This window comes from Wohlfahrtiimonas larvae, assembly GCF_002006755.1.
In the GTDB taxonomy this organism is placed as follows: Bacteria; Pseudomonadota; Gammaproteobacteria; order Cardiobacteriales; family Wohlfahrtiimonadaceae; genus Wohlfahrtiimonas; species Wohlfahrtiimonas larvae.
On sequence record NZ_MVDO01000027.1, the window covers coordinates 1 to 11,127 of the forward strand.

At 33.0% G+C, this 11,127-nt stretch carries 15 protein-coding genes and 1 pseudogene; 2 read left to right on the forward strand and 14 right to left on the reverse strand.

Features of this window, described 5'->3' with window-relative positions:
* The first annotated feature begins 97 nt into the window (after positions 1-97).
* Positions 98-607: a DUF2726 domain-containing protein gene (locus BZK14_RS01775; protein WP_077924892.1), complete on the forward strand. Its 510-nt coding sequence runs from the start codon at positions 98-100 to the stop codon at positions 605-607.
* Between the two features lie 613 nt (positions 608-1,220).
* Here BZK14_RS01775 and BZK14_RS01785 read toward each other — a convergent pair.
* The 11 genes from BZK14_RS01785 to BZK14_RS01825 form a co-directional block, all read right to left on the reverse strand.
* The gene (locus BZK14_RS01785) at positions 1,221-1,436 is read right to left on the reverse strand and encodes a hypothetical protein (RefSeq protein WP_077924894.1); all 216 of its coding nucleotides are present in this window, start codon (positions 1,434-1,436) and stop codon (positions 1,221-1,223) included.
* Positions 1,437-1,447: 11 nt separating this feature from the next.
* Positions 1,448-1,630, reverse strand: coding sequence for a hypothetical protein (locus BZK14_RS01790; RefSeq protein WP_077924895.1), 183 nt, complete (start codon positions 1,628-1,630; stop codon positions 1,448-1,450).
* Between the two features lie 131 nt (positions 1,631-1,761).
* Positions 1,762-3,033, reverse strand: a complete 1,272-nt coding sequence (locus BZK14_RS01795; protein WP_077924896.1) for a zonular occludens toxin domain-containing protein — start codon at positions 3,031-3,033, stop codon at positions 1,762-1,764.
* 9 nt (positions 3,034-3,042) lie between these two features.
* Positions 3,043-3,408, reverse strand: a complete 366-nt coding sequence (locus BZK14_RS01800; protein ID WP_077924897.1) for a DUF2523 family protein — start codon at positions 3,406-3,408, stop codon at positions 3,043-3,045.
* 2 nt (positions 3,409-3,410) lie between these two features.
* Entirely contained in the window at positions 3,411-4,589 is a 1,179-nt protein-coding gene (locus BZK14_RS01805) for a hypothetical protein (RefSeq protein WP_077924898.1), read from the reverse strand.
* 156 nt (positions 4,590-4,745) lie between these two features.
* Entirely contained in the window at positions 4,746-4,973 is a 228-nt protein-coding gene (locus tag BZK14_RS01810) for a hypothetical protein (RefSeq protein WP_077924899.1), read from the reverse strand.
* Between the two features lie 119 nt (positions 4,974-5,092).
* The gene (locus BZK14_RS13190) at positions 5,093-5,257 is read right to left on the reverse strand and encodes a hypothetical protein (RefSeq protein ID WP_171973615.1); all 165 of its coding nucleotides are present in this window, start codon (positions 5,255-5,257) and stop codon (positions 5,093-5,095) included.
* 10 nt (positions 5,258-5,267) lie between these two features.
* Entirely contained in the window at positions 5,268-5,504 is a 237-nt protein-coding gene (locus BZK14_RS01815; RefSeq protein ID WP_077924900.1) for a hypothetical protein, read from the reverse strand.
* A gap of 101 nt (positions 5,505-5,605) precedes the next feature.
* Entirely contained in the window at positions 5,606-5,758 is a 153-nt protein-coding gene (locus BZK14_RS13195) for a hypothetical protein (protein ID WP_171973616.1), read from the reverse strand.
* Entirely contained in the window at positions 5,758-7,299 is a 1,542-nt protein-coding gene (locus tag BZK14_RS01820) for a phage/plasmid replication domain-containing protein (RefSeq protein ID WP_077924901.1), read from the reverse strand. Before BZK14_RS01820 ends, BZK14_RS13195 begins: the two co-directional genes overlap by 1 nt.
* Positions 7,300-7,301: 2 nt before the next feature.
* Positions 7,302-7,649, reverse strand: a complete 348-nt coding sequence (locus BZK14_RS01825) for a hypothetical protein (protein WP_077924902.1) — start codon at positions 7,647-7,649, stop codon at positions 7,302-7,304.
* Between the two features lie 143 nt (positions 7,650-7,792).
* Here BZK14_RS01825 and BZK14_RS01830 point away from each other — a divergent pair, with 143 nt between their 5' ends.
* Positions 7,793-8,395 carry a DUF2726 domain-containing protein gene (locus BZK14_RS01830; protein ID WP_077924903.1) on the forward strand — a complete coding sequence of 201 codons (603 nt, stop codon included), beginning with the start codon at positions 7,793-7,795 and terminating at the stop codon, positions 8,393-8,395.
* Positions 8,396-8,430: 35 nt separating this feature from the next.
* Here the strand turns inward: BZK14_RS01830 and dnaG are convergent, their stop codons facing one another.
* From dnaG to BZK14_RS13200, 3 genes and pseudogenes are all read right to left on the reverse strand, one after another.
* Positions 8,431-10,170, reverse strand: coding sequence for a DNA primase (gene dnaG / locus BZK14_RS01835; RefSeq protein WP_077924904.1), 1,740 nt, complete (start codon positions 10,168-10,170; stop codon positions 8,431-8,433).
* Between the two features lie 4 nt (positions 10,171-10,174).
* Positions 10,175-10,621 carry a GatB/YqeY domain-containing protein gene (locus BZK14_RS01840; RefSeq protein ID WP_077924905.1) on the reverse strand — a complete coding sequence of 149 codons (447 nt, stop codon included), beginning with the start codon at positions 10,619-10,621 and terminating at the stop codon, positions 10,175-10,177.
* 102 nt (positions 10,622-10,723) lie between these two features.
* Positions 10,724-11,127 (reverse strand): annotated as a pseudogene (locus tag BZK14_RS13200) (hypothetical protein); the annotation flags it as partial.

Below are 11,127 nucleotides of genomic sequence, written 5' to 3' on the forward strand. Positions count from 1 at the left end.
ATGCGCTTATAAATAAGCATATTCACAACATCACAATCGAAGATATTGAAAATTTCAAAGAAGATAAAATTTTCAAGAAAACAGAAAAAGGATAATCATGAGTAACTCACTAATTATAATTGCAGCCATTATAGTTTTATTGATCATAGTAACGTCTACCCTATCCCCCAAGAATAAAAAAAAGAAAAAAGAGGAAAATGACGATATTAAAATTGTGTCTAGTGCAGAATTCAAAAAACAAAAGCTACTAAATAATGAAGAAATTCTTATCTATAATTCAATTATAAAAAATATTATTATCCCAAACAAAGGTAAATACAGAGTTTTTGCACAAGTTAACTTAGGCGAAATTTTAAAATGTAGTGGCCCAGGATTTTGGAAAATCAATACAAAACGTGTAGATTTCTGCATTACAGCCAATGACTTTGAACCATTAGCAGTAATTGAATACCACGGAACTGGGCATAAAGGAAACAAGCACGAAATACGTGATGAGGTCAAAAAGATTGCAACAGAAAAAGCAGGTTTAATTTATTGTGCAATAAATGAGAATGAAAGAGATCAATTAGATAGCATAATCAGTAAACTACTGGAGCAAATAGAATGAGAATCAAAGACCTTATTTACTTGTCAGAGCTGGAACAATTTGCAGTAGCGTACCAACTAAACATTTCATACCAATATCTCAGCGAGATAAAAAACCGTAAAATTAATAGATTGTCTCGTGATCTACAGCTCAAGATCGAACTATTTATAATTAAAAATGATCTACAGAGTAAAATTGATGCGAGATTTAACGAAATACAAAGCAACATCAAACCATATAAAGCGCTTCCCTAAATTCCTATTTTAAGCCCTCGTTGTGAGGGCTTTTTTTATCCCCAACAACAAAACCCAACGTGTTGTTTTTAAATGTATTTATTCTCATATTGAGACAGAAGGACGGTATTACTAGTCCCGTCCTTTGGCTTCGACTTTCGCGGCCCATTCAAAAAACCTTATTGGCCAATTGGTGGTTGTGTGATGCAACCTTTAATGATTGTTTTTATCTTTCATTCTGCATTCGTCAAGTTAAAATTCGCTAAATATCAGCATTGTTGATTTATTTAGTGCAAAAAAAAGAGCCATTCTTAAACGTGGCTCGAATTTCTTAACACTTGACTAATGCGACATTTCAGATTTTCTTATCATTATCAGGTTTGCACCTCACTTTCATCCGTTTAGGTTATAAAACGCTTAGATACATCAACCCTAAACCTGAAGAGGTCTCGCTTGCACCCACGGCCAAATCCAGAATGATCATAAAATTTAAAATATTCAGAATTGAAATAATCAAATGCTTGTAAATACATCAATTCAAGCTCTTCAATTGATTTTGAGTTCTCAACTGCTTCAACAGATAAACATGCATATTTTTTATAATCTTCTGTAATCATAATAATTTACCCTACGCATTCTTCTTTAAAAACTCTCTAATAAATAATCTCAGTTCCCTTGCGGCTGTTGTATCTAAATCCTTACAAGCTTGTAGAAACTGTTCTTTTTCATGCTCTGGCAATCTAAGTTGCAAAACAGCATTTAAATCATTAGTAGAATAAACAACTCCATTCTTACCATCTTTGTATCTCATATATGCCCAGGAATAAGTATTACAATGTAATTACAACATGATTACTCATGAATTGCAATAAGCACGCTCGCCTGCTCTTTCCCGAGCCTCCGTGCAGTAGCGCGGGGGCATCGGGAAACCCGCCGGCTTGCTTATGCACTTACTTTCTCAGCAGTAGCGCGGTTATTACTTCTAAGCGTAGAATCTTCGCAAGTAGCATAAAAAGCATTATTCTCATATAAATGATCGATCAACACAACACATGGACTAATATACTCGAACTTATAACCTAACTTTTCTAACTCATTATTCGTTTGATTGACTAGAACACCACGAGATTCATCAACCAACTTGAACATATAAAGCTTTTTAGTATCTGATTCAATAGAAGATACAACAGAAAAACGATAATTCAAAAACGGTGCTCTTTTTACATCTTTAGAAGTCTGATATGTATCTCTTTTCTCATAATCACGATAATAATTTATATTAGTATCAGGAGCATGAAAATTATTCTTTGGTTTAGTTGGACCAACGAATTCAGATTGTTGAGAAACAGAATTGTCATTAACAATATTATTTTGTTTAGGAACAGCAGCAGATTTAACAGAATCAGGCTTAGAATTAACATTAACAGTATTTATAGCAGTACCATCATTAATCGAAGAAACTGATTTATATAATGTATAAAGGCCTAAAACAAGAACAAAAAGAACAATTCTAATCATCCATTTCAAAAATGGATTACCTTTAAAATCTTTTGATCTTTGAACTTCATTCTTAGATTCAGTATGAGATTTATAAACTTTAAATATACTTTTATCATATTTCAAATTACGATTAGTAACTGGCGGCTTACCTCTTTCTCTTTGACCACCATAAACTTTTAAATTAAATGAATTTTTATAACCGAGAAAAGCTCTTTTTGTCAAAACAGTAGTTGTTTCAAGATTAATTCTAATTCTCTGAGCAATATAGCCAACCCCTTGCGAGATTAAAATAATATCCATCTCTCCGAAATGTCTATGTTTTGCAATAAATTCTAAAAGCTCAATACTCGGCTTTACTTCACGAGCTAGTAATTCTTGACATTCATCAATAACATAGAGCGGAGCTTGACCATTCTCATCACGCCACTCATCACATAAAAACTCACCTTCACAATCAAAAGGCTTATTAGAAACAACTGTAAAATCTTGCTGAACACCACCGACCATCTTTTTATATTTAATTGATCTCGGGTATAAACCAGGACTACGATATTCAAATAAATCTAATTCTTCATCAGTCAAATATTCAACATTCAAAGGAATATTTGTTATAACTTTACGACCAGAACGCAAACCTTGATCAAGAATCCAATGTTTAACACACCAATAACTTTTACCTGAACCTGGCGTGCCCAAAACAAAATGTAAAGGCATAAAAACTCCTTATTTAAATATAGAACCGACAAAAGGAATAGCTCTTAATGCAATTCTTATCAAATAAGCACTAATAATAATTCCAAATGCAGTATCTAAGCCTATATATCCTAAAACACCTAAAACATCTAGAGGAATATCATTTAAATAATGTTGAGGACTGTATTCACCCAAATCAAAATCAAAGTTATTCAAAAAAGTGTTAAACAACTCAATAATACCGCTCAAAAACCAATAACATATATCTTTAAGCATCGACATTAATGCAGTAATACACCAACCAATAACTATTAAAATCCACTCTAAAATACTAGATAAAAAATCAATTAAAGTATTAAAAAGAGCAGTGAATAAATCAGCTAACCAACCAAGCATAATCAAGCTCCGAAAATAATTTTACGAGCATATACAACAGCAGAAATTTGAAGAAAAGCACGAATAAGATCATATATCCAGCACGGGATTGAAACATCCTGATCTTGCATCAAGATCATACCCATCATAGAAAAGCCCTTGATTTGAAAACTTGGGCAAGATCCAACAGGTAAAACAGGCACTAATTTATTTAATTCTTTGCCGACTTTAGTAGTATTAACATCAGGAATATTTGTTAACAGAAAATCAGCAAAATTATCATCATTTTTGGGCTGATATAGATCTGTTGCAGATCCACTCGGTAAACTGCCAACATCAACATTTGAACCAGTACAATTTGTACCCTTGCAAGTCAAATCATCTTTATCATAATTTCCATTTCCTATACCGTTCCCACTACCATCTTCATTTCCGTTTCCTGTACCATTTTCGCTACCATTTCCATTTCCTATACCGTTCCCACTACCATCACCTACATTATCAGTTGGCCATTTAGGGCCATCGGGATTTACAGGATCTTTAGGAGGAAGCAATTCAGGTGGAACATCACAATTTTCTAAATTAGTAAAACAAGGCACATCAGGTTTTTTAGGCTCTTCAGGCGGTTCAGGTTCTTCTTGATTCTCACATTCTTGATCTTCATAATTTATTTGACATGTACCACCGACATTACCATATGACATGTCACCGTTAGGGAAAACGCCAGAACACGTAAAAGCGTAAGTATTACCAACAAACTTATGACCACATCTATAATCTGACCACTTTTTAGAAGCAGCATCAACAGTTCTATCAATTAAATTATCAGTACACTTATTAGAAGCATCATCTAATTTCAAACATTTTTTAAGTTCTGGAAAAGTCGGTTTATCAATAGAACAAAAAAATTTATTAGTCGGTTTATCATCATAAATAATTTCAAATCTTGATAAATGTCCGAGTTGTCTATTATCACTTGACATACAAAAACTAGTAGAACGATCAAAATAAGCAGTATTCGGATATTGAGATTTGCAAACAGATAAATTTGCATAATCATCAATTCCAGAATTCACATAAAAAATAGAATCATCTTTAATAAAACAACTTGATTTTGTACTAGAAGTACAAAGATCAATACTACACTCTTGAGCAAATACAAATGATGTCATCAATAATAAAAATAATGTTAAAATTCTCATTTACCAGCTCCAAAGCCTAGAATAAATGACATAGCGCAACCCATTGACCAAAGAGGAATAATTACAAATCCAAAAAAATCTTGAGCACTAGATTCCATTAAAAATCTCCAAACAAAAAAGGGAGATATATACCTCCCTTTTTTAATAGATTAACTATTAACCACCTAACGCACGATTACCTTTACGCATACCGAACATAATTGCACCGATACCCAAGACAACTACAACAATACCACCAACAAAAACTTTAACAGGATCTAAATCCAAAGCTGGCATTTCAACAGATACAGCATCCGCAGCCATAGCAGCAGGAGCAGAAACAACACCAACAACAGTTAAAACAGCAGCAGAAGCCTTAGACTTCAATTTTAATAAACGTCTCATAATTAATCCTTATCTTTAGTTAAAATAGAATAGCCTGCTCCAGTAGCAAATCCCAATATCCACAGGCACAACATCGGGACAAAAAACATAGTAAAAATTTGAGCGTATGACATAAGAAACTAATAATAAGCAGCTTGAACACATAAAAGACAAACACCATCTTCTAAATATTCTGGATCTGTTGTTTCACCACATTCAACACAAGATACCCCGTCAATTGGCGAATCTTCATCAAGAACATCATCTTCAGTTAAATCAAAACCACAATTAGGGCAACATTCCACTTTCAACTCCTTATTTTTCCAAACTTTTACGATAATAAAATTCAGCATCACCATCAGGATCTAATGCATTAGATGATTTACGCATACCAAAAAGAACAGCAGAACAACCTAAAGCAATAACAACAATTGAAGCAATAAAAACTTTTACAGGATCTAAATCCATAGTCGGCATTTCAACAGTTACTTTTTGATCTGCAAATGCAAGATTCAAGAACAGAAAAATAAAAATAAAAAATTTATTAATCATTTAATTAGCACCTAATTGAAATAAAACATTCACAATAAAAAAGACAAAAAAAATAATAAAAAATCCAATTACAAGATAAACGACACGTAATTCAAAAAAAGTCATCGATCTTCACCATAAAAATCATTCGCACATGATCCACACATATAAACATCGTGATCCTCATCACCAGGAATACAATTAATATGCAAAGAATTGTCCGTAGGAACGCAAAAGCAAACTTCACAGTATCTTTCTAATTCATCGTCTTCCATTAATAGGCCCTCTTATCTTGATTTTTAATGTCGTACAATTTACGCATCTGATATCGTTCTTTAGCTTCAGCATTACGTTTTGCTATCAGTGCATGATTAGGTTCTGCCAAATTAGTGTTCAAAAATTCTTGAGTTGGAACAACTGCAAGAAGTGCTTCATTTATTTGTTTACGAGTTGGTAAATGTCTTGTTAAATCAATAACATTAAGCTCAGGAGCTTCCCAATCAATAGCTAATGAGTAATTTTCAGGACGTTCTACAGGTTCAAGAGAAATTTTACTAATCAAAGACAATGCTTCAACAGTTACACCTTCAACGTATCTTTGTTCAATATCAATACCTGAAATTTTCAAGATTTCTTCTTTATGACGATAAAATGTAGACTTGGAAATAACCGTAAAGGCTTTTAAATCCATGCCTGATTTCCACATTGCCAAAGTTTTTATATATTTTTTATGTTCTTTTTTATAAAAAACTTTTTCAGGCTCGAAGTGTTCCAAGCCTAAAGGAATATCATTCATTAATTCATCAATTTTTATCTTAGCAACTCCTACTAATTTAGACATAGTAATGTTCTCCAAATCTCGTAAACCTGTTTCTGATAAAGTTTTACGGTCGATTTCAGTTTCAATGCGAACAATCCCATTATTCTTAGCAAACTGATAAGCAAAACTTTCAGTTAAAACAGCCAATTCGTCTTTTTTACTACTGCAATGACGTAGCATTTCTTCAAATTTTACATACGCTTTCGTATATAGACGACCACCCTTTTTCCCCCATTGCACAGAAGAGCGACCACTTACAGACTTACTCACATAAGACATTGAGCGAGCTTGTAAATAGTCAATTAAATATTGGGCATTCTCTGGCGAACCTGTTGCAAAGTTCACATTAATATCAAGACGAGTAACAACAGCACCATACAAACGTTTTAAATGTGATTTACCATCGAATTGAGAAAAAAACCTCTCACTTTTACCAATAGTAAAAGGTGGTAAATCGTACTTTTTCAAGATTGAATTACATTTGCTGATAGTTTGCTGAAAGTTCAAATTAAAAAGATTATCTTTACGACCCCATCTACCAACGTTACCCGACAAAAATACACGTGTACCATCACAAAAAAGCATTATTCTAGTATTGTGTGAACCCTCAGCTAAGAATTTTTTATGAGTACACCATAATTCTTTATAGGCTACTTCTTCTGTTAATTCCTTATTTTCTTCATCTTCTTTAAAAGGAACAATTTTTATAGGATTTGAATGTTTTAGATAACTATCAAAAGTTTCTTCAGAAAGATTTGATAAATCTTCAAGATTGAGAATTACACCACCATCAATCTTACGAAGTTTGCCTTTTTTATCATTATGATCTTGATAAATTGTAATCCAATCGACATTAGCACAACGTTCCAATTGATCTTGAGTAAAGCGAGAATTACTCGCACTACCCAAAATAATTGAGTTTAAATCTTTCTTATAGATACAAGATGGCGTATCTATAATCTTAGATTCAATCTTTGGAACAGCTAACGCACACATGATTATGAAGTTTTCTGTGCAGATTCAGTTTTATTGAATTTAGCTTTATTAGCTGAATCCAACATTTTGTATGATAAACCAAAGCGACCGTTAATATTCCATGGCTTAACAGTTACAGCGAATAAATTACGTTTACCAATTAATGTTTTATAAAGTTCATGATCTTCTGTTTTGAAATCAAGTAATTCAGCTTTTGAACTACCATCTTCCATCGTTTGATTAACCATAATTTGAACAAAGTGAGCACCAATCACAGTATCAATAGCTTCGCCTGTCACTTCATTTACTTCATTAACAAAATCGTCTTTTTTGAATGTTCCAACAACTACACCTTCAACATAAAAGCTCATATTTAACCTCTAATTAAGAAATTAAACTGACCTTAAACTATTGATCTATTCCGTAAATATAATATATAGAAGTGGAAATTAAATATGTGCGATAGAGTCAACATGCTATACTATGCCTTTCAATAGTTTCAGCCTTAATACCAATGAATTCAGAATTAATTATCAGTAGCATCTTTGCTGGTTTCAAACCAGTTTTTCCATATCTTATTTTAGTCTTTGCATTTGTGATTAGTATTACATTACTCAAAATATATTTGAGTAACAAATTTAAAAGCCGACTTTTCAATAATACTAACTTTGAAGCAGTTCGCTTACTCAACAAACAAGAAGTTAAAGTTTATGAAGCCTTAGTTGAAAACATCCAAATCCAATCTAATGGTCAATACAGAGTTTTTGCTCAAGTCAGCTTAGGTGAAATTCTAAAAAACAAAGATCATAGCTCTTTTAATCGCATTAACCAAAAACGCATTGATTTCTGTATTGTGAATTCAGATTATATGCCAATTGCAGCCATTGAATATCATGGTGGTGGACACTTTCGTGGTAACTATAAAGAACGTGATGAAATTAAACAAAAAGCCGTTGAATATGCGGGTTTAGTTTATCATGCCATTTATGAAAAGGATTTGAATAATATTCAAAAACATATTCATACAGAAATATTGCCTTTATTGTTGCAAGCACAGCCTAAAATACAGAGAGTTTATAGTAAAAGTCAAAGAATTGAGCCTACTTTTGAAATTTAACATAATCAATAGCTTTTCAAGAACTAAATATATATTTAGTTCTTATTATTCAATAATTTGAGTTCTTCACTTGTTAATGTCAATCCTTTTGCGAACTTAGCCAAGATTTGTTTACGTGGATCCGCACGTTGTGATAGTCTTCTCAATGCATCTTCAAACTCAGTTTGATGTAGAGATTCTTCTAACATATGATCCAAAACACTCAAGGATTCAACATATTGAATCCAAGGTTTATCCTGGAATTTACCTAATAATTGTGCTGTTGTTTTGATTTCAGGATGATCTAATACGGTTGTGATTAGCTGATATAAAACTTTTGCACCTTTTTCATCACTATCTAATAAAAACTCATAATTATGGATTGTTTGCACCAATTGGAGATTATTCAATAATAATACAATGCCACGCTCAACTAAATTTTTACCTTGATTTTGGTTATTTTGTGGCAAGCGTTGATTGATTACTCTGCCTCGTTCTACATGTTTATTTAATATGTTGCGTGTTACATTAGTTTTCTTACCCAACTCAGCGCGCAATAAATCTCGTAATGGAATATCTGGCATAGAATTAATTAAAGTCCCCATATCAGATAATAATTGAGATCGACCTTCTATGGTTTCTAAAGAATATTTATTTTCAAAATGATTGAATAAATATTCAGATAATGGCAATGCATTTTGTACTAACTGATTGAATGCTTCCCTTCCATGTGCTTTTAAGTAGCTATCGGGATCATGATTATCAGGTAAAAATAGAAAACGAATCTCTTTTTCTGAATGCAATACAGGTAAAGCGTTTTCCATGGCTTTGTATGCGGCATTCTGCCCTGCATTATCACCATCAAAACAAAATACAATGGAATGTGTATAGCGGAAAAGATTAGAAACTTGCGTGTTGGACATAGCTGTACCTAATGTTGCCACAACATTTTGAATACCAAAATGTGACATCATCACAACATCCATATAACCTTCAACTACTAAAATCTCATTATAATTACGAACATCACGGCGCAATTCATATAATCCATAAAGCTCTTTGCCTTTATGGAAAACAGGTGTTTCCGGAGAGTTTAAATATTTTGGTTCGCCATCACCAATGATCCTACCACCAAATGCTATTGTTTCACCTTTTCGATTACGAATGGGAAACATGACACGATCACGAAATCGATCATAAAAGTGATTGGGTTTGTTTTGTGCAGGAATGATTAAACCAGCTTCTTCCAACATTTGTTCATTGGCGCCTTTACTTTTTAAAGTCGTCAATAATGCATTCCAACTATCTGGTGCAAAACCAATATTGAAACGTTCAATATCTTCAGCTGTTAAATCTCGCTTTTGGAGATAATCACGTGCTTTTTGATGATCAGGTTTTTTCAATTCTCTTTGGAAAAAGAGATTGGCTTCATTCAAAGCTGTTAATGTCGTTTGAGTTTTGCGCTCAGCTTCTGGTGAAATATTACTTCTGCGTTCATAAGGAATCACCATACCTTCATGATGAGCTAAAAACTCTATAGCTTCTACAAACTCAAGTTTTTCATATTCCATCAAGAATGTAATGACATTACCTTTTGCCCCACAACCAAAGCAATGATATAGCTGTTTACTTTGGTTAACCATAAATGATGGGGTTTTTTCTTGATGAAAAGGACAACAAGCCTTAAAACTGTTGCCCATTTTTTTCAATGGCACACGCTGATTCACAATCTCAATGATGTCAACGCGACCTAAAACTTCATCAATAAAATGATTGGGGATAAAACCTTTACTCATTGCACTATTTATTCAATGCCGCTTTCAATAATTTGCTCACTTCACCCATGTCAGCTTTGCCTTCTAACTGTGGCTTCAACACACCCATCACTTTACCCATATCTTTCATAGCAACTGCGCCAGTTGATTCAATAGCCTGACTGATTGCAGCTTCAATATCTTCAGGTTTCATTTGCTCTGGTAAATAAGGCATGATCACTGTTAGCTCCGCTTCTTCTACAGCCACTAAATCTGCTCGTTCTGCTTTTAAGAATTGCTCGATAGATTCTTTACGTTGTTTAACCATACGAACTAGAACAGCAGTTACAGCTGCATCATCCATCTCAATACGTTGGTCAACTTCAACTTGTTTAATTTCTGCGCTGATTAAACGGAGTGTCGCAAGCTTCTCTTTATTTTTTTCACGCATTGCATTTTTAATATCATCTAAAATTTTTGCTTTCAAGCTCATGGCTAACTCCTATTTTAAATCACATATTATAGAACGATTCGAATTAAATCTCATAAAAAAAGCCCTAAAAAACTTAGGGCTTTTGCATAAAGGTTATGCTATTTACTGAAATGCAGCAAAAATTTCAGCAGTTGTTAATGTTGTACCATTGATATTCCATTTTCCATCTTTGAATGCGATATCGATGAATAATGTACCTTCTTCAAATTTAACAGGAGAAACTCCCAATGGTGCAGTTTGCATTGCGACTAACATCATGACCATTTGAACGCCACCTTTGACTTCATCTTTTGCTTTTGAAGTATCTTGTCCATTCAAAGTTAAGAATTTTTCATATTGAGCAATCATGTAATCTTCAGTAATAGTACCTTTGAATTTAAATTCTGTGATGAATGTATCAATTAATTCAACAGGGCTTTTACCTTCAAATGATGCAGTGATTGCTTCTGGTCCTTGTTGTAGAGCTGAAACTAAAGCTTCACTACCTTGGAAAGCAACTTCTACTT

Excerpts from the sequence above, each read along its gene's own strand:
- BZK14_RS01775 (WP_077924892.1), top strand. The coding sequence starts at position 98 with ATGAGTAACTCACTAATTATAATTGCAGCCATTATAGTTTTATTGATC.
- BZK14_RS01785 (WP_077924894.1), bottom strand. The coding sequence starts at position 1,436 with ATGATTACAGAAGATTATAAAAAATATGCATGTTTATCTGTTGAAGCA.
- BZK14_RS01790 (WP_077924895.1), bottom strand. The coding sequence starts at position 1,630 with ATGAGATACAAAGATGGTAAGAATGGAGTTGTTTATTCTACTAATGAT.
- BZK14_RS01795 (WP_077924896.1), bottom strand. The coding sequence starts at position 3,033 with ATGCCTTTACATTTTGTTTTGGGCACGCCAGGTTCAGGTAAAAGTTAT.
- BZK14_RS01800 (WP_077924897.1), bottom strand. The coding sequence starts at position 3,408 with ATGCTTGGTTGGTTAGCTGATTTATTCACTGCTCTTTTTAATACTTTA.
- BZK14_RS01805 (WP_077924898.1), bottom strand. The coding sequence starts at position 4,589 with ATGAGAATTTTAACATTATTTTTATTATTGATGACATCATTTGTATTT.
- BZK14_RS01810 (WP_077924899.1), bottom strand. The coding sequence starts at position 4,973 with ATGAGACGTTTATTAAAATTGAAGTCTAAGGCTTCTGCTGCTGTTTTA.
- BZK14_RS01815 (WP_077924900.1), bottom strand. The coding sequence starts at position 5,504 with ATGATTAATAAATTTTTTATTTTTATTTTTCTGTTCTTGAATCTTGCA.
- BZK14_RS13195 (WP_171973616.1), bottom strand. The coding sequence starts at position 5,758 with ATGGAAGACGATGAATTAGAAAGATACTGTGAAGTTTGCTTTTGCGTT.
- BZK14_RS01820 (WP_077924901.1), bottom strand. The coding sequence starts at position 7,299 with ATGTGTGCGTTAGCTGTTCCAAAGATTGAATCTAAGATTATAGATACG.
- BZK14_RS01825 (WP_077924902.1), bottom strand. The coding sequence starts at position 7,649 with ATGAGCTTTTATGTTGAAGGTGTAGTTGTTGGAACATTCAAAAAAGAC.
- BZK14_RS01830 (WP_077924903.1), top strand. The coding sequence starts at position 7,793 with ATGAATTCAGAATTAATTATCAGTAGCATCTTTGCTGGTTTCAAACCA.
- dnaG (WP_077924904.1), bottom strand. The coding sequence starts at position 10,170 with ATGAGTAAAGGTTTTATCCCCAATCATTTTATTGATGAAGTTTTAGGT.
- BZK14_RS01840 (WP_077924905.1), bottom strand. The coding sequence starts at position 10,621 with ATGAGCTTGAAAGCAAAAATTTTAGATGATATTAAAAATGCAATGCGT.